This is a genomic window from Aeromonas sp. 160P (assembly GCF_055193095.1).
The window spans coordinates 1923635-1947537 of the sequence record NZ_JBUXKV010000001.1 but is presented as its reverse complement, the minus strand read 5'-3'; the positions used below and the strand labels follow the sequence as shown (position 1 = coordinate 1947537).

At 58.6% G+C, this 23903-nt stretch carries 17 protein-coding genes and 3 tRNA genes; 16 read left to right on the top strand and 4 right to left on the bottom strand.

Annotated elements, in window-relative coordinates; all coding sequences use genetic code 11:
* The first annotated feature begins 385 nt into the window (after window positions 1-385).
* The 10 genes from ACY8FN_RS09200 to ACY8FN_RS09155 all read left to right on the top strand — a co-directional run bounded on the left by ACY8FN_RS09200 (window position 386) and on the right by ACY8FN_RS09155 (window position 12906).
* Window positions 386-2071: an ABC transporter substrate-binding protein gene (locus tag ACY8FN_RS09200; protein WP_463099819.1), complete on the top strand. Its 1686-nt coding sequence runs from the start codon at window positions 386-388 to the stop codon at window positions 2069-2071.
* Between the two features lie 117 nt (window positions 2072-2188).
* Window positions 2189-3172, top strand: a complete 984-nt coding sequence (locus ACY8FN_RS09195; protein WP_101318277.1) for an ABC transporter permease — start codon at window positions 2189-2191, stop codon at window positions 3170-3172.
* Window position 3173: 1 nt separating this feature from the next.
* Complete coding sequence (locus ACY8FN_RS09190; protein WP_101325352.1) at window positions 3174-4094, top strand: ABC transporter permease; 921 nt, start codon at window positions 3174-3176, stop codon at window positions 4092-4094.
* On the top strand, window positions 4091-5110 hold the full coding sequence (locus ACY8FN_RS09185; protein ID WP_463099818.1) for an ABC transporter ATP-binding protein: 1020 nt from the start codon (window positions 4091-4093) through the stop codon (window positions 5108-5110). The genes ACY8FN_RS09190 and ACY8FN_RS09185 overlap by 4 nt, the downstream gene beginning before the upstream one ends.
* Before the next feature lie 11 nt (window positions 5111-5121).
* Entirely contained in the window at window positions 5122-6114 is a 993-nt protein-coding gene (locus tag ACY8FN_RS09180; protein WP_101318281.1) for an ABC transporter ATP-binding protein, read from the top strand.
* Window positions 6115-6228: 114 nt separating this feature from the next.
* A complete protein-coding gene (locus ACY8FN_RS09175; RefSeq protein ID WP_463101149.1) occupies window positions 6229-7986 on the top strand; it encodes a glycoside hydrolase family 9 protein in 1758 nt (585 codons plus the stop codon).
* Entirely contained in the window at window positions 7979-8851 is an 873-nt protein-coding gene (locus tag ACY8FN_RS09170; RefSeq protein WP_463099817.1) for a glucosamine kinase nucleotide-binding domain-containing protein, read from the top strand. The genes ACY8FN_RS09175 and ACY8FN_RS09170 overlap by 8 nt, the downstream gene beginning before the upstream one ends.
* The gene (locus ACY8FN_RS09165; RefSeq protein WP_463099816.1) at window positions 8836-10716 is read left to right on the top strand and encodes a beta-N-acetylhexosaminidase; all 1881 of its coding nucleotides are present in this window, start codon (window positions 8836-8838) and stop codon (window positions 10714-10716) included. Before ACY8FN_RS09170 ends, ACY8FN_RS09165 begins: the two co-directional genes overlap by 16 nt.
* Before the next feature lie 214 nt (window positions 10717-10930).
* A complete protein-coding gene (locus ACY8FN_RS09160) occupies window positions 10931-12484 on the top strand; it encodes a methyl-accepting chemotaxis protein (protein ID WP_463099815.1) in 1554 nt (517 codons plus the stop codon).
* Window positions 12485-12549: 65 nt separating this feature from the next.
* Window positions 12550-12906: an MGMT family protein gene (locus ACY8FN_RS09155; RefSeq protein ID WP_139691042.1), complete on the top strand. Its 357-nt coding sequence runs from the start codon at window positions 12550-12552 to the stop codon at window positions 12904-12906.
* A 16-nt stretch (window positions 12907-12922) separates the two neighbouring features.
* Here the strand turns inward: ACY8FN_RS09155 and ACY8FN_RS09150 are convergent, their stop codons facing one another.
* Window positions 12923-13087, bottom strand: coding sequence for a hypothetical protein (locus ACY8FN_RS09150; protein WP_162850141.1), 165 nt, complete (start codon window positions 13085-13087; stop codon window positions 12923-12925).
* 94 nt (window positions 13088-13181) lie between these two features.
* Window positions 13182-15803: a type I DNA topoisomerase gene (gene topA / locus ACY8FN_RS09145; protein WP_101318291.1), complete on the bottom strand. Its 2622-nt coding sequence runs from the start codon at window positions 15801-15803 to the stop codon at window positions 13182-13184.
* 356 nt (window positions 15804-16159) lie between these two features.
* On the opposite strand from topA, the gene astB reads away from it, so the two are divergent.
* The 5 genes from astB (at window position 16160) to ACY8FN_RS09120 (ending at window position 18507) form a co-directional block, all read left to right on the top strand.
* Window positions 16160-17497 carry an N-succinylarginine dihydrolase gene (gene astB / locus ACY8FN_RS09140; protein ID WP_463099814.1) on the top strand — a complete coding sequence of 446 codons (1338 nt, stop codon included), beginning with the start codon at window positions 16160-16162 and terminating at the stop codon, window positions 17495-17497.
* Window positions 17498-17736: 239 nt separating this feature from the next.
* Window positions 17737-17821: transfer RNA gene (locus ACY8FN_RS09135), tRNA-Tyr, on the top strand.
* Between the two features lie 39 nt (window positions 17822-17860).
* A tRNA-Tyr gene (locus tag ACY8FN_RS09130) sits at window positions 17861-17945 on the top strand.
* 44 nt (window positions 17946-17989) lie between these two features.
* Window positions 17990-18074: transfer RNA gene (locus tag ACY8FN_RS09125), tRNA-Tyr, on the top strand.
* A 142-nt stretch (window positions 18075-18216) separates the two neighbouring features.
* Complete coding sequence (locus tag ACY8FN_RS09120) at window positions 18217-18507, top strand: hypothetical protein (protein ID WP_101325358.1); 291 nt, start codon at window positions 18217-18219, stop codon at window positions 18505-18507.
* Here the strand turns inward: ACY8FN_RS09120 and ACY8FN_RS09115 are convergent.
* Window positions 18481-21924, bottom strand: a complete 3444-nt coding sequence (locus tag ACY8FN_RS09115; protein ID WP_463099813.1) for an ATP-binding protein — start codon at window positions 21922-21924, stop codon at window positions 18481-18483. The two genes, ACY8FN_RS09120 and ACY8FN_RS09115, sit on opposite strands and share 27 nt — an antisense overlap.
* A 122-nt stretch (window positions 21925-22046) precedes the next feature.
* On the opposite strand from ACY8FN_RS09115, the gene ACY8FN_RS09110 reads away from it, so the two are divergent.
* The gene (locus ACY8FN_RS09110; protein WP_463099812.1) at window positions 22047-22685 is read left to right on the top strand and encodes a response regulator; all 639 of its coding nucleotides are present in this window, start codon (window positions 22047-22049) and stop codon (window positions 22683-22685) included.
* A 28-nt stretch (window positions 22686-22713) separates the two neighbouring features.
* Here ACY8FN_RS09110 and ACY8FN_RS09105 read toward each other — a convergent pair whose 3' ends face one another.
* Window positions 22714-23898, bottom strand: a complete 1185-nt coding sequence (locus ACY8FN_RS09105; RefSeq protein WP_463099811.1) for a hypothetical protein — start codon at window positions 23896-23898, stop codon at window positions 22714-22716.
* Between the last annotated feature and the right edge of the window lie 5 nt (window positions 23899-23903).

The window sequence follows — 23903 nt, the reverse complement described above, 5'->3', positions numbered from 1 at the left end:
TTGGCAAGCCGGTTTCTTTTTGCGCAAAACAAAGCCTCGTAAAGCCCTGCGACAGCGAGCAGATCCAATTCACAAATTTGTCATCTACCGCTTTTTTACCGCCACTTCTTACGCGAAAGCAAATAACATAAAGCCATGATTTTAAACTGATAAAAACAGATTTTGACGGGTTTGACGTAACCTCGTCAATTTTTACGGAAACAACGAAATCAATAGTTGTTGTTTTTCTGTTAAGTCTGGTTTGCTAAGGGCGTTGGAAAACAGAACGACAAAGGTTAGACACCTGACCAACACCGAGGGCCGACCTCATCAGCATGCGACGTCGGTGCTCACACAAAACAAGGCGAATCCCTCAGGAATGCCAAAAAATAAGAAAGGAAAACATATGCTTGCCAAAGTATCCAAAATCTCTACCGCTGTAATGCTGGGAACCATGATGCTTGCCGGCGCTGCCAGCAACGTCATGGCCGCAGACAACAAAACCGTACTGACCATGGTCGCGCAACAAGAGACCGCCTGGGTCAAGAACTTCAACCCCTTCCTGCAAGCGGGCCTGCTGCACACTACCCGCCACTTCATCTATGAGCCATTGGTGATCTTCAACGATATGCAAGGGGGCAAACCCGTCTATCGTCTGGCCACCAACTATGCGTTCAGCGATGACCTGAAATCCGTCACCTTCGATCTCCGTGACGGCGTGAAGTGGTCTGACGGCGAAGCATTTGATGCCGATGACATCATCTTCTCCTTCAATCTGGTCAAGGCCAACAAGGCGCTGGATGAGCGCTCAATCTGGACCCAGATCAAGAGCATCGAGAAGCTGGCTCCCAACAAGGTCAAGTTCGAGCTGGCCGAGGTCAACACCAACGTGGTGAATGATCTGGTGCTGGTACCCATAGTGCCGGAGCATCAGTGGAAATCGGTGCAAGACCCGGTTGCCTTCACCAACGACAAACCGGTCGGTACCGGCCCATTCACCGAAGTGGACAACTTCTCCGCCCAGCTCTATACCCAGTGCCGCAACCCGCACTACTGGGATAACGCCAACCTGGCCATCGACTGCCTGCGTATGCCGCAAATGGCCACCAACGACCAGGTGCTGGCTGCGGTCATGAAGGGTGACATCGACTGGTTCGGCTCCTTCGTACCGGACATCGAGCGCCTCTACGTCGGCAACGATCCGAAGAACAACAAATACTGGTTCCCGGCCTCCGGCACCGTAGCGTTTAACGTCAACTTCCAGACCAAGAACCCGGGTAACAACGAAGCCTTCAACGACATCAACTTCCGTCGCGCCTTCTCCATGGCGATGGACCGCCAGTCCATGGTGGATATCGCGGGCTACGGCTACCCCACCGTCAACGAATACCCGTCAGGTCTGGGTAAAGCCTTCGACTCCTGGAACAACCCGGAAGTGGACAAGAAGTACGGCAAGTACAACAAGTTCGATCTGGAAGCGGCCAAGGCCATGCTGAAAGAGGCCGGTTACAAGGATTGTGATGGCGACAAGTTCCTCGACACCCCGAGCTGCAAAAAGATCGAGTTCAAGGTACTGGTGCCGAACGGCTGGACTGACTGGGTCAACACAGTACAGATCGGCGTAGAAGGGCTGCAGGCACTGGGTCTGAACGCCAAGACCTCCACCCCGGAAGCCACCGTCTGGACCGAGAACCTGATCACCGGTGACTTTGACGTGGCGCTGCAGGGCTACTTTGCCGGTGCCAACCCGCACAAGTACTTCGAGACCGCGTTCCACTCCCGCAACATGGGTGACCGTGGCAACCGCTTCGCGGCCCCCCGCTTCAAGGATCCCGCGCTCGACACATTGATCGACGACTTCACCCAGACCGCCGATGCGGCCAAGCAGAAGGAGATCATGTTCGCCATTCAGGATCGTGTTGGTGCCAACCAGACCATTATTCCGGTCTTCAACAACCCGACCTGGTATGAGTACAGCACCAAGCGCTTCAACGGCTGGTTCAGTGCTGATAACCCGGTAGCCAAACCTCAGCTCCACCCGGACACCCCTGAGCGTCTGCTGCACGTGTTGTCCCTCAAGCCAAACAGCTAAACAATCCGGCCCCCTGCGGGGGGCCATCTTCCCCGTTAATCCCCTTCTTGCCCGGCTCTGCCGGGGTTGGGGTAGCTATACCCGACGCGGGGCAGGCTTGCAGTAAAAGGTACTATCATGGGATTCATACTGAGACGATTTTCCTTCTATCTGGTGGCCTTTCTGGTCGCCGCCACCATCAACTTCCTGTTACCTCGAGCCATGCCTGGCGATCCTGTCTCCGTGATGTTTGCCCGCGCTGGCGCCATGATGGAACCCGCCGCCCTGGAAGCCCTCAAAGCCACTTTCGGTTTTGTTGACGGCCCCATCGGCACCCAATTTCTCACCTATGTGAAGAGTGTCTTCACCTGGGATCTCGGCACCTCGGTGCGTTTCTACCCGCAGCAGGTCTCTGACGTGCTGGGCCGTGCCATTGGCTGGACCCTGTTTCTGGTCGGCACCTCCACCATTCTGAGCTTCTCCATCGGTTCCATCGTCGGCATCTTCGCCGCCTGGTATCGCGGTGGCCGGATGGACAGTATTCTCTCCCCGCTCACCCTGGTGATGCAGGCCATTCCGCCGGTGGTGGTCTCGCTGCTCGCCCTGTTCCTGTTCGGGGTCAGCCTGGAGTGGCTGCCCATCGGCTACGCCTACAGCCCGGAGATCCCGGCGGACTTTGGCTGGGAGCACATCAAGAGCATCATGACTCACGCCATCATGCCGGTGCTGACCCTGGCCATCGTGCAGGTGGGGGGCTTCCTCATCACCATGCGCAACAACATGATCAACCTGCTCGGTGAGGATTACATCACCATGGCCAAGGCCAAGGGACTCTCCAGCAACCGGGTGATCTTCAACTACGGCGCCCGCAACGCCATACTGCCGAGCGTTACCGCCCTCTCCATGGCACTCGGTTTCGTCATTGGTGGCTCCCTCATCACCGAGGTAATCTTCAACTATCCGGGGCTGGGACTGACCCTCTATCAGGGCATTCTGGCGCGCGACTACCCGCTTATTCAGGGGCAGCTGCTCATCATGACCATCACCATGCTCACCTTTAACTTCCTAGCCGACGTGCTCTACGTCTTCCTGGATCCCCGTCTGCGTTCAGGAGGCAAATAAGATGCGTATGCCGACTATTCTGAAAATCTTGTTGGGCAACCGCAAAGCCGCCTGCGGCCTCGCCATAGTAGTAGCCTTCGTGTTGATGGCCATCTTTGCCCCGATACTGGCCAGCAACGAGCCGACCAAACGGGTGGCCCGCCCGCACCAGCCACCCAGTGCCGAGTTCGTGATGGGGTCCACCCGCATGGGCCACGATATCTGGGCCCAGTTCACCAACGGCGCCCGGATCTCGCTGCTGGTTGGCTTCAGTGCCGGTATCCTGGTCTGCACCCTGGCGGTGGCGATTGGCATCACTGCCGGTTACTTCGGCGGCATGATCGATGAGTGCCTCACCTTTTTGATGAACGTGGTGCTGGTGATCCCCAACCTCCCCTTGCTACTGGTGCTGGCGAGCTTTATCGGGGAGGCGTCACCGACGGTGATTGCCGTGATAATAGGGTTGACCTCGTGGGCCTATGGCGCGCGGGTGATCCGCGCCCAGACCCTGGCCCTGCGGGAGAAAGAGTTCGTCATCGCCGCCGAAGTGCTGGGTGAGCCGGCCTGGCGCATCATTCTGGTGGAGATCCTGCCCAACCTCATCTCCATCATCGGGGTGAGCTTCATCGGCTCGATCATCTACGCCATCGTCACCGAAGCGACCCTGGAGTTCCTGGGGCTCGGCGATCCGACCGTAGTGAGCTGGGGCATCATGCTCTACAACGCCCAGACCTCCAGTGCCATCCTGATCGGCGCCTGGTGGGAGATCCTGGCACCCTGCTTCGCCATAGCTACCCTGGGCGCGGGCCTGGCCCTGCTCAACTTTGCCATCGACGAGATCGCCAACCCGCAGCTGCGCTCCCACAAAGGGCTCAATCGCTGGAAGAAACTGGCCACACCGGTCGCAACACCGCTCTCTGCAGCACAGGAGAAGACAGCATGAACAAGCATCCCCTGCTGTCAGTACGCAATCTTTGCGTCGACTACATCACCGAAAATGGCGACGTGCGCGCCGTCAACTCGGTGAGCTTCGATATCAGACAGGGCGAGATCTTCGGTCTCGCCGGTGAGTCGGGCTGCGGCAAATCCACCGTCGCCTTCTCGGTGGCCCGGCTGCACAAGCCGCCCGCTTACATCAGCGGCGGCGAGATCCTGTTCAAGGGGGAGAACATCCTCCACTACAACGAGGAGCGGCTGCGCTCCTACCGCTGGCAGCAAGTATCAGTGGTGTTCCAGTCCGCCATGAACGCCTTGAACCCTGTGTTGCGGATGGAGGAGCAGTTCTGCGACGTGCTGCTGGCCCACAACCCCGGCATGACCCGTTACGAGGCGATCAAGCGCGCTCAGGAGCTGCTCACCATCGTCGATATCCACCCGAGCCGGCTCAAGGATTACCCCCACCAGTTCTCCGGCGGCATGCGCCAGCGGCTGGTGATCGCCATCGCCATGGCGCTCAACCCCGAACTGCTGATCATGGATGAACCAACCACGGCGCTCGATGTAGTGGTGCAGCGGGAGATCCTGCAGAAGGTGTACGCCCTGAAAGAGAAGTTCAACTTCTCCATTCTGTTCATCACCCACGACCTCTCCTTGATGGTGGAGTTCTGCGATCGCATCGGCATCATGTATGCGGGTGAACTGATTGAGGTTGCCCCCTCCAAGGCGATCCTGACCGCGCCGCTACACCCCTATACCAAGGGGCTCGGCAACTCCTTCCCGCCCCTGCACGGGCCGAAGAAGGTGCTCGAAGGGATCCCGGGCACCCCGCTCAACCTGCTGGAGGTGCCAGTCGGCTGCCGCTTTCAGGCCCGTTGCGGCAAGGTGCACGATCGCTGCCGTCAGGAGTACACCCAATTGGCCGAGATCCGCCCCGGCCAACAAACCGCCTGCCACCTCTATGAAGAGCAGGGGCGGCAACAAGATTCCGTGATCTATCTGGACAAGGCCGCTGGCTGTTAAGGATGTCTGTCATGCAAATCGCCAAAACCGATGCACCCATCATCGAAGTCCAGCACCTCTACAAGGACTTCCCCATCAACTCCAATGCCATCAAGAGTGGCAAGATGCGGGCACTGTCCGACATCACCTTCAACCTGCACCGGGGCCGCGCCCTGGCGGTGGTCGGGGAGTCGGGCTCCGGCAAGAGCACCATCGCCAAGATCATCGCCAAGATGTACAAGCTCAGTGCCGGGCGCATTCTCTATCGCGGCCACGATCTGGAGGAGTTCAACAAGGGCACAGCCCTGCTGGACTATCGCCAGAGCGTGCAGATGGTGTGGCAAGACCCGTTCGGTTCGCTCAACCCGACCCACACCATCTATCACCACATCGCCCGTCCCCTGCTGCTGCACAGCAAGGTGATCGACAAAAAAGATCTGCCGGAGATGGTTTACACCCTGCTGGAGAAGGTGGGGTTGACCCCCGCCAAGGCAACGGCGGCCAAGTACCCCCACCAGCTCTCCGGCGGCCAGCGCCAGCGGGTCAACATCGCCCGCAATCTGGCGGTGGAGGCGGAAGTGGTGCTGGCGGACGAGCCCACCTCCATGCTCGACGTCTCCATTCGCATCGGCATCCTCAACCTGATGGAGCAGATGAAGAACGAACTGGGGGTCTCCATGCTCTACATCACCCACGACATCGCCACCGCCCGCTATGTGGCGGAAGATCTGGCGGTGATGTATGTGGGACACATGGTGGAGTGGGGGGAGGTGGACGAGATCCTGCACCATCCGCAGCACCCCTACACCCAACTGCTCATCTCGGCGGTGCCCGACCCGGAGAAGAGCATCCATGCCGAGCTGGAGGGTGGCCGCAGGGGGGAGATCCCGCTCTGGACGCCGGAATCCTGCGGCTGCCCGTTTGCCGGGCGCTGCAATCAGGCGATGCCCCGCTGCAAGGAGACGCTGCCTGCTATCACCAAGCTTGCCGACAACCACTTCGTGCGCTGCTACCTCTACGAGTGAGGGTGAGCCTTATACCGGCCGGACAGCCGTGTCCGGCCATGCCTCGATACGGGGTAGCCACAACCCCGTGATGTGCCTCACCGTTCGCCGGTGAACCACAGGAGTAATACCTTGATGGAACTCTTGATCAATCAAGTGGGCTACGAGTGCGACGGGCACAAGGTAGCCCTGCTGCAAACCTCCCCCGCCCATGATCTCGGCGGCTATGTCAGGCTGCAACGCCTTGATGATGGCCAGATCCTGTTTGAAACCCCGCTGCAAGCGGCCGGCAGCGTCCCCGGCTGGCAGGGCCGCGCTTACTGGCGGGCCGACTTCTCCGCATTCCAGGAGCCCGGCCACTACCGGCTGGAGGCGATCACAGCCCCCATAGGCGCAGCCGCTACGGAGCAGCGCATTGTCTGCTCTACCCGCTTCGCCATCGGCCAGGATCTGCTGGCCAGCCGTTGCCTCTCCGATGTCATTCACTACTTCAAGGGGCAGCGCGCCAGCGGTACCTTCGATCGGGCCGACCGCAGCGCCCGCCTGTTTGGCACCGATCAGCACAAAGATGTGCACGGCGGCTGGTTCGATGCCAGCGGCGACATGAGCAAATACCTGAGTCACCTCTCCTACGCCAACTACCTCAATCCCCAGCAGACCCCCATGGTGGTGTGGGCCCTGCTCAAGTGCCGGGAGCTGCTGGCCCCGCGCCGCGATATCGACGGGGTGAACCTCTGCAAGCGACTCAATGACGAGGCGCTGCACGGCGCCGATTTCCTCTGCCGGATGCAGGATGAGTCGGGCTTCTTCTACATGACCCTGTTCGACAAGTGGAGCAAGGATCCGGAGCAGCGCGAGCTGTGCGCCTACGCCACCCAGCAGGGGATCAAGTCCGCCAACTGGCAAGCCGGTTTCCGCCAAGGGGGCGGCATGGCTATCGCCGCGCTGGCCCGCGCTGCCCGCGAGGGCATCAGCGGCGACTTCGATGCCAGCCGCTACGCCGAGGCAGCCAAACGCGGCTACCAGCACCTGTGCCAGCACAACCTCGCCTATCTGGATGACGGGGTCGAAAACATCATCGACGACTACTGCGCCCTGCTGGCGGCGGTGGAGCTGACCCGCACGTTCGGATCCGAGTGGCTGGCCGAGGCGAGAGCCCGCGCCAGCAAGCTCTGTGCCCGCCAACGCATCCATCCGGAGCTGGGTCACTACTGGTCGGCCAACGAGGATGGCTCGCGCCCCTACTATCATGCCGCCGAAGCGGGCCTGCCGGTGCTGGCGCTGCTGGAATATTTAGGCGTAGAGCCGGATCATGGGCACAAGGCTCAAGTGCAAACCGTAGTGGAGCAGGCGCTGGCCGCCGAGCTGGCGCTCTGCGCCCGGGCGGGCAACCCCTTCTCCCTCGCCCACCAATATGTGAAAGGTGTGGATGAAGCACCGCGCGTCAGCTTCTTTATCCCCCACCACAACGAATCCGGTTACTGGTGGCAGGGGGAGAACGCCCGCCTCGCGTCGCTGGCGACCATGGCCTTTGCCGCTGCCCGTCACTTCCCCCGCCAGAGCCAGCCACTAATCACTTACGGCCAGCGCCAGCTCGACTGGATCCTCGGGCAAAACCCGTTCAACGCCTGCATGCTGGCGGGCCACGGCATCAACAACCCCGCTTATACCGCCGGTTATCCCAATGCGCAGGGGGGGATCTGCAACGGCATCACTGCCGGGTTCGATGACGAAAACGACGTGGCCTTTATCCCGGAGGCTTACAAGGATCGGCTGGATCAGAACTGGCGCTGGGGCGAGCAGTGGATCCCCCACGCCGCCTGGTTTGCCCTGGCCATCAGCTGGCAGAGTGCCCTGAGTGATCGAAATGAGCAGGGAGGTCGCCATGATTGAGTACTGGGTCGGGGTCGATGGCGGGGGCACCCACACCCGCGCCCGCATTCGGGATCGGGCGGGCAAGCTACTCGGCGAGGGGCGGGCGGCAGGCTCCAATCTGGAGCTGGGTATTGCCCATGCCCACGCCAATGTACTGGCCGCCATCGCCAGCGCCCGGATCACTGCCGGGCTCGGAATAGAGAGCGAACAGCAGATGGGGGTCGGGCTGGCGCTCGCCTCCGCCGAGCTGGCCGACTGCTATCACGCCATGCTCGCCATGCCATTCCCCTTTGCCAGCGTCCAGCTCACCTCCGATGCCTTCGGCGCCTGCCTCGGGGCTTTTGGCGGCCGGGAGGGGGCCATTCTGATCGCCGGTACCGGCTCGGTAGGACTGGTTTATCAGGAGGGGCAGATCCGCACCTGCTCCGGCCGCGGCTTCCCCATTTCAGACATAGGCAGCGGCGCCTGGCTGGGGCTGCGCGCCATCCAGCAATCCCTGCTCTGCCACGACGGCATTCTGCCCCCCAGCACCCTGGCGGTGCGGCTGCTTGATCGCTTCAAGCGGGATCAGGCGGAGGTGGTGCGCTGGGCCGCCCGCGCCATTCCGGCGGACTATGGCCACTTTGCCCCCTGGGTGTTCGATGCAGCCAGCGATGGTGACGAGCTCGCCAACCAGCTGCTGGACGAAACCTGCGAACAGCTGCGGATCCTGCTGGAGGGGATGACCCAGCTCGGTGCCAGACAAATAGCCCTGCTGGGGGGAATTGGCACTCGCCTCGCCCCCCGTCTCGGCCAGCTTAACCTGATCCCCCCCCAGGCAGATGCGCTCGATGGTGCCATCCTGTTTGCCCAATCGAAGGATTTTCCATGTCTACACCCCTGATCCACACCCAGGTCGCCCGACGTGACGGCGACGATGTCTGGTTCACTTTCGCCTTGTCCAGCTTGCCGGGCACCCGGTGGAAGCTGCACTTCTGTCTGGCTCGCCATATCGACCCCGACTCCTTGCAAGGGGGCGAGCTGGAGCGCCAGAGCGGCAGCTACAAGGTGATTGTCCCGAACGCTGGCAGCAGTGAGCTGCGCTTTTGCTGCCGTAAGACCCCCATCAAGAAGATCTCCGACATGCCGCAGGGGTTCTTCCTCAGCTTGCCGGAAGCCACTACCGGCGCCCAGCTGCTGCCGGTGACGCTGGCGGCGCAAGATCTCGCGCTGGAGAACCCGGCCAGCCACAAACCGGACCTGCCCGAGGTCGACCCCGAGAGCGACGAACCTCTCTACGGCATAGTGCCGCAACCGGCCCATCTGGTGCTGCTGGAGGGGAACTTCCGCTTGGCCGAGCGGGCCCATGTCAGCGCCCCCCGCGATGTACCACGACTGCTGGCTCACTTCAACGAGCTGACATCACTGGCACTGGAGCAGGATCACGACGCTGAAATCCGGCTGACCGAGGCCAAGCTGGCTCCCGAAGCCTACCAGCTCACCATCACGCCGCAGGAGGTGGTGATTGCCGCCGCCGACGAAGCGGGCTGGCGCCACGGGCTGGTAACCCTGGCCCAGTGGTATCTGCAACATGGCGAGAGCCTGCCCTGCGTCACCCTGGAGGATGCCCCGCGCTTCGGCTTTCGCGGCATTTTTCTCGACTGCGCCCGCCACTTCCACACCCCGGCAACCATCAAGCGCCTGCTCAAACTGATGAGCCTCTACAAGTTCAACCGCTTCCACTGGCACCTGACCGATGACGAAGGGTGGCGGATCGAGATCAAGGCATTCCCGGCACTGACCGACGTGGGCGCCTGGCGCGGCCACGATCTGGCGATCGCCCCCCAGCTGAGCGGCGGCGCCGAGCCCTATGGCGGCTACTACACCCAGAGCGAGGTGAAGGAGTTAGTGAGCTATGCCGGTGAGCTCGGCATCACCGTCATTCCCGAGATCGACATTCCGGGCCACTGCCACGCCGCCATCAAGGCGCTGCCCGAGCTGCTGGTGGAAGCGGCGGATCACTCCCGCTACCTCTCGGTCCAGCATTTCGATGACAACGTGCTCAACCCCGCACTGCCCGGCACCTACCGCTTTCTGGAGGCGGTGCTGGACGAGGTGTGCGAGCTCTTCCCCGGCCCGCAGATCCACATGGGCGGTGACGAGGTGCCGACCGGGGTCTGGACCGACAGCCCCGCCTGCCAACAGCTGATGGCCGAGCAGGGCTACTCCGACTGCCGCGAGCTGCAGGGCCATCTGCTGCGCCACTGCCAGCGCTATCTGGCCGCCAGAGGCAAACAGATGATCGGCTGGGAGGAGATCCTGCATGGCGACAAGGTGAGCCGCAAAGCGGCCATCTGTGCCTGGACCAGCTTCCAGGCGGGGCTGGACGCTGCCGCGGCCGGTTATCCGGTGGTGATGGCGCCCGCCCAGTTCCTCTATCTCGATCTCGCCTGGAGCGCCGATATTCATGAACCCGGCCTCTACTGGGCGGGTACCCTTAATCTGGAGCAGGTTTATGCTTGCGATCCTGCGCCAGCCGATTTCCATGCCAACGATAACATCCTCGGGGTGCTGAGCCCCTTGTGGTCAGAATTGATCACCAGTCGTGATCGTCTCGACTACATGTTGTTCCCGCGCATGCTGGCCACGGCCGAGGTGGCCTGGAGCGATCCTGCCCACAAGGGCTGGGATCACTTCGCCGCCCGCCTGCCGGGCCAGCTGCAGATCCTCGATCAGTTGCAGGTGCGCTACCGGATGCCACAGAGGTAATGTTGTCTCTATTTTGGCGGCCAATCGGCCGCCTTTTTTTTACCATTTGCCAACAAAAAATCTACTTACGACTACCACTCTCCTCTCATTGCGGGCAGAATGCAGCTCCCTATGAGGCTTGTCTGATGCGTCATCATGGATAGCCAGCAACCGCATCCAGATCTGCCACAATATAAAAACAAGACTATCAACAAGAACATCGAAGGATTTTCCTATGGCTCGCAGAGACGTCCATACCCAGGACAACGAAGTGGAGTTTCCTGCCGACCAACAACTGGTTTCCACCACTGACCTGCGCGGTGTGATCACCTACGCCAACCCCGCCTTCTGCCATATCGCCGGCTACTCGGTTGAGGAACTGGTGGGCCACAACCACAATCTGGTTCGCCATCCCGACATGCCCAAAGCCGCCTTTGCCGATCTCTGGGCCCGCCTCAAAGAGGGCAAGCCCTGGCGTGGCATGGTCAAAAACCGCTGCAAGGATGGCCGTTACTACTGGGTCGATGCTTATGTCACCCCCATCTACGAAGATGGCAAGATTAGCGGTTATCAATCGGTACGCTGCAAGCCGGAGCCCCAGCTCAAACACGTTGCCAGCCAGACCTATCAGGCCCTGCTCAAGGGCGAGCGAGGTGGCTCGCGCGGCCTCCCCTCCCTCAGCCACTTGCGCATGCCGTTACTGGGCGTGCTGTTGATCGGCCTGTTCAGCTGGGCCTTTCTCAGCCATGGCGCTGTGGCAACCCTGCTGATGCTGCTGCCCCTGCTGCTCATCGGCGGGGCTTACTGGCGCGAGATCTCTGCGCTGCCCCTCTATCTGCAACAGCTTGGTCGGGAGTATGACAGCCTGACCCGGCTGGTCTATTCCGGGGATGGCCCCGGTGCCATCGCCGATTTTCATATCAAGATGCTGCAAGCGCGGATCCGCACCGTACTGGGCCGGATCAACGATGCGACACATCCCCTGCAGGCTCTGGCGACCAATCTGAAACAGGCATCCCATCAGGCTTGCCTCGACATCAACAAGCAAGATGCCCAGACCCAGCAAATGGCTACTGCCATGACCCAGATGGCCAGCACGGCTCACGAGATTGCCCGCAACATTCAGGACTCCAACGGTCAGGTCAACGAAGCCCGCAGCCGCTGCGAACACACCAACAAGCAGCTGGGCAAGACCGAACAGCGCATCGAACAGCTCGCCAAACAAGCAGAACTGGCATTCAACTCGGCGGTGGAGCTGGCCAGCGAGTCAGAGCGGATCGGTAGCGTGATGGGCGAGATCCAGGGCATCGCCGACCAGACCAATCTGCTGGCCCTCAACGCCGCCATCGAGGCCGCCCGGGCCGGTGAACAGGGCCGCGGCTTTGCGGTGGTGGCAGACGAGGTACGCACCCTTTCTACTCGTACCCACAAGGCGACCGAGCAGATCCAGGGCAGCATCCAACAGATCCAGCACACCCTGGGACGCTGGCAGGGAATGATGCAGGAGAACCTGCAGCAGACCCGCGAGTGCGCCGAGATGACCCGCCAGGGCGCCAGCAGCCTGCATGCAGTGCTGGAGGAAATTGAACTGGTCACAGAGCACTCCACCCAGATCGCCACCGCCGCGGAGCAGCAGCAGGCGGTCGTGGAGGAACTCAGCCGCAGCATCCACCAGATCTCCGAGTACTCCCACGCCAACAGCCAGAAGATGCAGGAGGTCGACAGCTCCAGTCAGGAGCTGCTGGAGCGGGCCAAGCAACTCAAGGGGCTCAGCCAGACCTTCGGCTGAGCATTGCCAGCCCGATGACAGAAGCGCCACAATGGCGCTTCTGTCATTTTTGACGAGTCATGTTGATGAGAATGGAATCGAGCCCTGTCCCGCTGAACAAAGTTGCAAGAATCGAGGCGATCCTCGCCCTGATCCCGGCTGGCAAGGTGGTCAGCTATGGTCAGGTGGCCGATCTGGCCGGGCTGCCCGGACGGGCAAGACTGGTGGGCAAGGTATTGCGGGAAACCGACAAAGTGCTGCCGTGGCATCGCGTATTGGGCGCAGCGGGCACTATCTCGTTACCAAAAGGGTCGCAAGGCTTTGCCGAGCAGATGGGACGATTGCAACAAGAGGGGGTGCCGGTGATCGGCGGGCGGGTCAGAATGAAGGAGTGGCAATGGCAGCCCGACTTGGCCGAGCTGCTTTTTCTACTGCCGTTTTGAGGGGGTCACTGCCGGATCACTCCAACGGCGCCAGGATCTCGTCGCTGCGCACCTGCACCGGTATGGTCTCGTCCTCGCGCTGCAGCAGCACCAGCAGGCTCTGCCGGTCCACCTCCAGCACATAGGCCGCCCCTTCACGGGTCATGCAGCTCATGCCCGGCCGGATCTCGTTAATCTCCATCTCAACCTCCTTGTTACAACGCTACACTCCTTGCAGCAGTCTCAGTATACGCACATCAATAAACAAAGAGGCCCCTGGTCGGGGCCTCTTTTCATCACGCTTTCTTCGGCTTGGGCAAGCTCTGTTGCCAGGTGCCGTTGTCGTAGTGCGCGGTCCAGCCAGTCGCCTTGCCGTTAACCTCGCTCATCACGTACTGCTCCTTGGTCTTGCGACTGAAGCGCACGATGGCGGGATTGCCGTCCGGATCGGTGAGCGGCGCACCGGCCAGATACTTGTGCTTGGCGGAGATGCGATCCTTGAAGCGTTGCAGCTCTTCCACCAGCGGCGCGCGGGTCTCGCGCGACTTGGGGAAGTTGCTGGCAGCCAGGAACAGACCGGCCGCACCGTCACGCAGCACGAAGTAAGCATCAGACTGGGTGCACTTGAGCTCCGGCAGCGGCACCGGATCTTCCTTCGGCGGCGCGATATCACCGTTTTTCAGGATCTTGCGGGTGTTCTTGCAGGTTTCGTTGGTGCAGCCCATGTACTTGCCGAAACGGCCGTTCTTGAGCTGCATCTCGCTACCGCAACGGTCGCAGTCGATGCTCGGCCCTTCGTAGCCCTTGAGCTTGAACTGGCCTTTTTCGATTTCGTAGCCATCGCAATCGGGGTTGCGACCACAGACGTGCAGCTTGCGGCTGTCATCGATGATGTAGGCATCCATCGCGGTACCGCAGACTTCGCAGCGGTGCTTGGCGCGCAGTGCTTCGGTTTCGGCCTCATCCCCGTCGGTAGTGGAGACAAACTCGTCCGCAGAGACCAGGTTGATGGTCTTCTTGCAACGCTCTTTCGGCGGCAGGGCATAACCGGAGCAGCCGAGGAACACGCCGGTAGTGGCGGTACGGATCCCCATCTTGCGGCTGCAATCCGGGCAATCTATATCGGTCATCACCATCTGGTTGGCACGCATGCCGCCCTCTTCTGATGACTTGTCCGCTTTTTCCAGCTCTTGAGTAAACTCGGCGTAGAAGCTGTCCAGCACCTGCTTCCACTCAAGGCTCCCTTCGGCAACGCCATCGAGCTTGTCTTCCATCTTGGCGGTGAACTCGTAGTTCATCAGCTCGACGAAGTTTTCCACCAGACGATCGGTGACGATCTCACCCATCTTCTCGGCGAAGAAACGGCGACTCTCGACCCGCACATAACCACGATCGACGATGGTAGAGATGATGGAGGCGTAAGTGGAAGGACGGCCGATGCCGCGTTTTTCCAGCTCGCGTACCAGCGCCGCTTCGGTAAAGCGCGCCGGCGGCTTGGTGAAGTGCTGGCGCGGATCCAGCTTGACCAGTTTCAACACCTCGCCCACGGTCACCGCAGGCAGCTGGCTGTCGTCGCCTTTGCGACCCATCGGCGGCAGCGCCTTGGTCCAACCAGCGAAGCGCAAGATACGGCCACGGGCCTTGAGCTCGAACTCACCGGCCTTGACGGTCAGGGTAGAGGAGTCGTACTGAGCCGGGGTCATCTGACAGGCGACAAACTGACGCCAGATGAGATCGTACAGACGCATCGCATCCGGTTCCATCCCTTCCAGCATCTCGGCCGTGACCAGCACGCTGGAGGGACGGATCGCCTCGTGCGCTTCCTGGGCTCCCGCCTTGGCACCATAGAGCAGCGGTTCAGCGGGCAGATAGGCTGCGCCATACTGCTCGCCGATATATTCACGCAGCGCTTCGACCGCCTCTTTGCTGAGGTTGGTGGAGTCAGTACGCATGTAGGTGATGTAACCCGCCTCATAGAGACGCTGGGCCATCATCATGGTCTTCTTCACCCCGAAGCTCAGGCGGGTAGAGGCAGCCTGCTGCAAGGTGGAGGTAATGAACGGCGCGGAAGGTTTGGAGCCAGTCGGCTTGTCTTCCCTGTTTACCACCTTGTAATCGACCCCTTCCAGGGCGGCGACCGCGGCGAAGGTTTCGGCCTGGGTTACCGGCTTGAAGTCGGCACCATTGCGGCTAACCACATCCATACGCAGGGCAGACTGCTCACCGGTCAGCAGGTCGGCATTGAGATCCCAAAACTCGACCGGCACGAACGCCTTGATTTCACGCTCTTTATCGACGATGAGGCGCACCGCTACGGACTGCACCCGACCAGCAGACAGACCGCGAGCCAGCTTCTTCCACAACAGCGGGGAGACCATGTAACCCACCACCCGGTCGAGGAAACGACGGGCCTGCTGGGCATTGACACGGTGGATGTTCAGCTCGGATGGCTGAGCAAACGCCTCCTGGATGGCGCTCTTGGTGATCTCGTTGAACACCACCCGCTTGTAGCGGCTGTCGTCACCCCCGATGATCTCGCGCAGGTGCCAGGCGATCGCCTCTCCTTCTCTATCCAAGTCGGTTGCGAGATAGATGATGTCAGCTTTTTCAGCCAACGCTTGCAACTCGCTGACCACCTTCTCCTTGCCGGGCAAAATCTGGTAGTTAGCCTGCCAGCCAGCGGTCGGATTGATACCCATCCGGGCGAACAGAGCCTTGCGATCCTTGGCAGCCTTCTCGGTTTCGCTCAACTTGATGCCGCGAATGACAGGTTTCTTGGGCTCGGTGCTGGCGCTGCCACTGGTGGGCAGATCGCGAACATGACCGACGCTGGATTTCACCACGTAGTCCTTGCCCAGATATTTGTTGATCGTCTTGGCCTTGGCCGGAGACTCCACTATGACCAGTGATTTGCCCATGCTGTAACTATTATCCTCATTGCACCCGACGGGGTTGGTGTGCGGTTTTGTGGGGCTGTATAAGAGATTTGGCGCGAAAAAGCAATCTTGTGAGCAAATTTGCCTGACCAGCCCGAACCGCATTACATCTTTTATCGCTTCTTTATTTATTAATGCGAAGGCAGCGGGCCAGACGCAACCGCTTTTTCATTTTTCTGCCATACCGCCCCTCTTTTTATATCTGAAACGACATAAAAACGGCTGCTAGTTACCGGCTTGTTACAAAAAAATAAAATCTCCTTATAATGGCCCAACCCCGACGCAGCACGCGCGGAAGGAACCGCAACCTCTCATAAAAATCAAAAAGGATGTACTCAATGAAGCACTTCGAGGTCAATTTCGACGGTCTGGTCGGCCCGACCCATAACTACGCCGGTCTCTCTTACGGCAACGTTGCCTCCCAGAGCAATGCCCAGGAAGCCTCCAATCCGAAAGAGGCCGCCAAACAGGGGCTACGCAAGATGAAGGCGCTGACCGACCTTGGCATGACCCAGGGGATACTGGCGCCACAGGAGCGCCCCGATCTGGCCACCCTGCGCCGCCTCGGCTTCACCGGCAACGATGCCCGGGTGCTGGAGCAAGCCGCCAAACAGGCACCCGCCGTACTGGCCGCCTGTTACTCCGCCTCCAGCATGTGGACCGCCAACGCCGCCACTGTCTCGCCCAGTGCCGATACCCGGGATGGCCGCATTCACTTCACCCCCGCCAACCTGACCAACAAGTTTCACCGCTCCCTGGAGCCAGATGTCACCGGCCGCATCCTGCGCGCGGTGTTCAATAACGATCACCACTTCAGCCATCACCTCCATCTGCCAGAAAATGATCACTTCGGCGACGAGGGGGCTGCCAACCACACCCGGCTCTGCCGTGCCTATGGCGAAGCGGGGGTAGAGTTGTTCGTCTATGGCCGCAGTGCCTTTGACCACTCCCGCCCGGCGCCGAAGCGCTACCCGGCCCGCCAGACCCTGGAGGCGAGCCAGGCCATCGCCCGCCTGCACGGCCTTAGCGAGGAGAGCGTGGTGTTTATCCAGCAAAACCCGGAGGTGATCGATCAGGGGGTGTTTCACAACGACGTGATCGCGGTGGGCAACCAGAACGTGCTGTTCTTCCACCAACAAGCCTTCCTCAACACCGAGGCGGTGCTGGCCGAGATTAGCGGCAAGTTTGGCGAAGGGGAGCTGCACTTTATCGAAGTGCCGACCGCCGAGGTATCGGTGCTGGATGCGGTGAAATCCTACCTGTTCAACACCCAGATCCTCACCCTGGCCAATGGCGAGATGGCGATCATTGCCCCCACCGAGTGTCGCGACAATCCGGCTGTCTCGGCTTATCTCGACAAGCTGCTGACCTTGGGCACGCCGATCAAGGCAGTGCACTACATGGATGTAAAACAGAGCATGCGCAATGGTGGCGGCCCCGCCTGCCTGCGACTGCGGGTTGCCATGAACGATCAGGAACTCGCCGCCGTCAATCCGGCCTGCCTTATCAACGACCGCCAGTTCACCCGCCTCGACGGCTGGGTCGATCGCCACTACCGCGACCGCCTGAGCCTCGATGATCTGCGGGATCCGGCGCTGGTGCATGAATCCCGCAGTGCACTGGACGAGCTGACCCAGATCCTCAAACTCGGATCCATCTACCCGTTCCAGCGCTAAATGTGATAGCCGAGAAGACCGCCGACGCAGGCGGTCTTCTGCTATTGGCCTCCTCTTCACCACGCTCGCCAAGCTGTACTGTGCGGGTTTGTGCAGAAAATCAGCTTACAACTAGCTGATAAGTTTGAATTTTGAGCTTGCTGTATCAAAAAACAACGAACAGTCATTTTTTACTGTCATATCAGCCTGTCAGGGGTTCACAAACGCTGGGGATCTGCTAGTATGCGCCTCGCACTTGGGGAGGGGTTCCCGAGCGGCCAAAGGGATCAGACTGTAAATCTGACGGCTCTGCCTTCGAAGGTTCGAATCCTTCTCCCTCCACCATTCAAGTGCGAAAGTAGTGACAATCAGGAAATACCCCGTGGAGGGGTTCCCGAGCGGCCAAAGGGATCAGACTGTAAATCTGACGGCTCTGCCTTCGAAGGTTCGAATCCTTCTCCCTCCACCATTTTCCCGATTGATATGGCCGAATAATATATGCTTTACCCCTGTGGAGGGGTTCCCGAGCGGCCAAAGGGATCAGACTGTAAATCTGACGGCTCTGCCTTCGAAGGTTCGAATCCTTCTCCCTCCACCATCATTCAAGAAAACCCGGCCTAGCGCCGGGTTTTCGCTTTCTGCCCTCCTCCCGATTTTTCCCCGAGCATGTCAGATTTGACAGTTGCAACTGCATTCAATATCGCTGATTGTGGCAGCATCAACATCAGAGTATTCACATCATGTTTGAAGTCTGGGACGAGCATGGCCATGCAACCGGTCTGACACTGCAGGCGCTCAAAGTCAGAATAAGCAACGACTATCAGGGCGAGCTGATGGTGCGCTACAGCAACAAGCTGGGACTCCCCACGACCCTCTTTCTGACCATCCATCAGGGCGTTGCCTATCAGCGCTTCAAAGCCGGCTCGCCAAAGCTGGACTGGGAGTGGCTGGCCACCGCAGGCAATGGCCACAGCCCCCGCAATTTTATGAGTGAACAGTTCCCCTTACTCCAATTCTCCCTCGATAACTGAGTACCCATCTCTCTCGCTCAATAGCGTCAACTCCCCGATGATTTGCTGTAATTGGGCACGAAAGCGTGTCAGCTCATCACTACAAGCTGGCGATCCAAACTGGCGGATTTTCTCTTCCAATCGCCATGCCTGTTCAGCCAGCTGTGGCGCCATCATCATACTGATGGTGCCCGCCTGACGATGTACCCAATTGGCCAATCCATTGTCATCGAGTGGCGCCTGTGTCATCGACTGTTCAAGCTCCTGGCGAAAAAGCGGAAACATCTGCCGCAACTTGTCACCATGACCAAAAAATGCCTCCATGGCCGCTACATCAATCAAGGTTGGCGCGGGTAAGATCTGCCACTTCTGCAACATCTGGCGCAGAGTATCCAACAGCACCGGTTTGCCCAGCAGATCGTCCATGCCTGCGGCAAAACAGCGTTCAGCCTGTTCTGGCAACACATTGGCCGTCATGGCGATGATCAGTAGCCGCTCATCTTCCTCACCCGCCCGCACCCTGCGAGTGAACTCATACCCATCCATCACCGGCATCTGACAGTCACATAGCACCAGATCATAGGGATGCTGCGCGACCATCTCGAGGGCTTGCTGGCCATGCTCTGCCACATCGCAGTTCATCCCAAGTTGCCTGAGCTGGCGTATCACCAGCGACTGGTTGAGGGGATTGTCCTCCACCAGCAATACCCGGCAGGGCTGCATGGGTGCGCTCTTTCGCATCGCTTTCGTTGCCGTCCCATCGCTCAAGCCAAGCTGGCGATAGCAGACTTCCCACACCGCATGCCAAGTCATGGGATTGCTGTTGAGAATGTAACCCTCCTCATCACAGCGAAAGCCGAGGGGGGTTGCCAGCGGCAGCACCCGGATGAGCCCGTTGCCCGCCAGCTCATGGTCTGTGAAACGCAAATGAGCATCACCAGACTCTGACGTTCGTGTTACCCCCAAGGCATCAAGATGCAACAGTAGGGTGTGGCACAACTTCTCATCATGGAGATCGATGTGGGCTTGCACGCCGTTGAGACGCAGATCCGGCTCTCGCTGTGCCAGCACTGGCAACGTGACCGTCAGGCTGATGAAAGTGCCCAGCCCCGGGGCACTCTCCAGCCGGATCTCGCCCCCCATCAAGGTGGCCAGGGTCTGGCAGATACTCAGCCCCAAACCGCTGCCACCGTAACTGCGGGTGGTGGAGCTCTCCGCCTGCTCAAAGGCATTGAAGATCCGGCCAAGCGCCTCGGGGCTCATGCCGATACCGCTGTCGCGCACGCCGAACCGCAGTTGTTGTTGCCCCTCCCCTTGCGCCAGCAGTTGCACCGAGATCTCGATAAAGCCCCGCTCGGTGAACTTGATGGCATTGCTGACAAAGTTGAAGAGGATCTGGCGCAGACGCAGCGCATCACCGCTCACCCGAGCCGCCACACCGGCATCAGCCCACAGATAGACGCGCAACCCCTTACGGTGCACCTCGCTCACCGTCATGGTCAGCACGCTGTCGAGCAGCTCCCGGACAAGCAACGGGGCTTGTTCGAGCTGCATTTTGCCCGCCTCCAGCTTGGCGAAGTCGAGCACATTGTCGATCAGCGCATGCAGCCCCTGGGCACCGCGGTTGATGACCTCCACCATCTGGCGCTGATCCTGGGTCAGCTCGGTAAAGGTGAGCTGCTCCGCCATACCGACGATGCCATTCATCGGCGTGCGAATTTCGTGGCTCATGGTGGCCAGAAACTCCCCTTTCTGAGTGGCGGCTGATTCCGCCTTGGCCTTGGCTCTGGCCAGTGCAGCCTCAACCTGATGACGACGGACAATCTCCTGACGCAGCCGCCAGTAAGCCACCGACAGCACCAGGATAAAGAGCGTGATCGCCACCCCGGCGGGCAACAGGGTGCGTACCAGCTTTGCTCGGGGGATCCCCTCGCTATAGTTCAGCGCCAGCCAGCTATTGCGGATCTGGCGCTTCTCCTTGTCGCTCATGCTGACAAACACCCGGTTGACCAAGGGCAGCAAGGGGGCGTAGGGCTCACGTACCGCAACGGCCAGCTCATCCTTGAAGGGGGTGGGCGCGGCAATATGGAGTCGGTCATCAAACTGATCGGTGATAAGGCGGGAGACCACCACCAGATTGCCGATATAGGCATCCCCGTCCCCAGCGGCGACACGGGCCAGCCCCTCGCTGGCATCCCGGGTCGTGGTTAGTTCAAGATCGGGCACCAGCGCCCTGAGCTGGGGTATCAACATGCTGTCGGTCAACAGCAACTGTTTACCGGCCAGATCAGAGAGATCCCCGATAGGGAGGCTGCCACGGGCCGTCACCAGTACCATCGGGAATGATGCAAAGGGCTCGCTGGCATGCCAACCCACCAACCGTTCAATGATCCGGGTAGGCAATACCGCCAGATCCACATCGTGATGCAGCAGCAACTGCTGCAGCTCGGGCCAGCTCTGCACCGGCACACGGCTGTATGCCAGCCCCAGCTTCTCTTGCAGCAAGTCCAGATAATCAGCCATCAAGCCGACCGGGTTGCCACCCTCATCGTGATAAGAGAAGGGCACCCAGCCGGGGATCAATCCCAACTTTAGCGGCGGCAGCATCGAGAGCCAGGCTCGCTCATCAGGGCGCAGCAAAAAATTGCTGTGGCCCATGAAGTTGGGCTCCAGACTCTCCCCCAGCCAGCGTTTCTCCAGTTCACTGCGCGCCTCGACCGTCAGCGCCTGAATAGCAGTATCAAGCCGGATAGCAAGGGTGTGTTTCTGGCTGGCGACGCCAAGATGCAGGGTTTCCATCAACAAGGGAGACTGGGCGACCACCGCCAACGCCGGGTGACGCTCGATAAACAGATTGGCCACATGGAGGTTGCCGATATAGGCATCTGCCTGCCCTTGTTCAACCGCCTGCAGTGCGCTGCGGGTATCGACAAAAAGCCGGGGCGTGACATTCGGGTAGTGCAGCTTGACCAGCTTCTCTGTCAGAAAGCCTTTTTCGATGGCAATGCTCGCGGACTGCAACTGGCTCACATCCCGAAACAGGGCGCTGTCTTGTCGCACCACCACCACGGTCGGCGAGGTGTAGTAGGGCAGGCTATAGGTGACGCACTGACGCACCTCAGAGTTAAAGGCATCGAGCAGGATATCCAGCTTGCCACGGCAGGCATCGGTATACATGGCCTCCCAGTCGGGGTAGACCTGCCAGGCAATCCGGTAGTCCAGCTTTTTGGCTAATTGTTCCATCAATTCAACGCTAAAGCCGGATGCGACCTTGCCGTCCCACTGCTGAAAAGGGCCCCACCCTCCGGCCAATATGCCTACTTCAATCGTGGGTACAGAAGGCCCTTTTTCCGCAAATACGGCAGGCGTCAAGAAAAAAACCGAGACAATAATTATGAATCGTTTGATTAATGACATAAGCGAATAATATATAGGCATAACGATTCACGTATATTTACCAAAAGATAGATGCACCTGAAAAAATAGGGTGCGCACGGTAGTATAGAAATGCTAGCTTTGATAGTCTGAATATTATTCACCGCTTTATAAGAGGCTCATCCATGTCCTTCAAGATTATTCTTGCCGATGACCACCCCTTGATTCTGACCGGGATCCGCAGCCTGATTGAACAGATACAACCTCACTGTGAAGTAATTGCAGAAGCACACCAAGTATCTGACTTACTTGTATTATTGCAGCAGCATCATTGTGACCTGCTGATCACCGACTTCAGCATGCCGGGAGATATCCGCAGCGATGGCATGGTCATGATCCAGCAGTTGCGCCGTGATTATCCCAAGCTGCCCATGATTGTGCTGACCCAGATCCACAATGCCGGTATCTTGCAGTCACTGATCCAATTGGGGGTGAGCGGTGTCCTGCTCAAAAAAGCGGTGATCAGCGAATTATCCGATGCCATTCGTCAGATATTATCCGGACACAGCTATATCGGCAGTTCGGTGAAAAACCTGTTGGCCGAAACGGGCCTGGATCACCAGAGCAGCCTGGTGCACCTCACCCCCAAAGAGAGTGAAGTAGTGCGACTCTTGGCCAGCGGGATGTCCGTCACACAGGTGGCCGAGTACCTGCACCGCAGTGTCAAGACCATCAGTACCCAGAAGAAAAGTGCCATGCTGCGGCTCGGCCTGCAAAGCGATAGCGCCCTGTTTCACTATGCCAAAGAGCAAGGGTTGGCCTGATCTTTGACCGGAAAATGTTGAAGTCAATTTAAATTGCGGCATCATAAATAATAGTCACATTGCCTTTATAAGTGCTCCCAGGAAACTTCATCATCTCGGTCAAGGCTGGTTTATCAATCTTGAATATAAGAGTCCGTGCTGCATTTTTTGATAAACCTCCAAATGCTTTTTTTGTTTTCGTTAAAACAAACTCTTTTTTAGCTCCATTTTGATAAATAACATCAAATCGAGCTTTATGGCCAGTGCGGGTATTATTTAGCATGCAGTATTCACCATCAGGATATTGACAATTCAACCAAACATTATAACCTGCGCTAGACCATAGTCGATATGGTAACTCTGCAATCAAGTGAGGTGGTTGATGTGATTTTCCACGATAAATCCAGTCATGCCATCCACCAGGTGGTTGTAATAAAACTTTGTCACCGCCAGGGGGAAACTCCATTTTTATTTGATGACGAACTGTCATGGTAAAATTAATCGTTAACTGGTTATCTGAATAAGTGCCATTGCCAAAATCTAGATCCTTGTTCCGACCAATTGATAAGACCAAACTCCCTTTATAAACACCATTCTCCATTTTCAGTGGGTCAGGTGCATGTAATTTATAACCAAGATATATCTTTGACAAAGCAGTGCTATTGCTTGAAAATGTAGGTTTGAAATTATTATGATAGCATTTCCCTCCCGCCAACTGATTTGCAGGTTTTATGTCATAAAGATAAGCAACCTCGGACCAACTGGCCCAAGAAGGTAAAGAGTATTGACAATCTCCATCGATATGCCGCAGCCAGTCTGAGTCATTAACAAGCGCCTCCTTAGAAATATTAGGGTTCATATAGGCACCGATTTTAGTAAGAATGAATTTAAACGTATATGATTTCCCGCTATCTTGATTAACAAGAGAAACATCGCGAGCACCAACAAACCCAAGATAAGTAAGTGCATCTATCAGATTATTATTATTTTTTACTACACGCTGTATTCTCATTGATATAAAAACTGGCTGTGACTGGTCTACTGTCGATGTACCACTACACCAAAACCCTGACCAAGACTCACTATGGCAAGGTGTTGTGTTAATAAATTTTGCCCCATCTACTTCATACGTCGCGGGCTTATATTCTGCAGTCACATTGATAGATGCTGCCTGCACGGGTAACCCAAACAGCACGACTAGCCACAAACCATAATGCATCACACCAGCTCTCATTATCT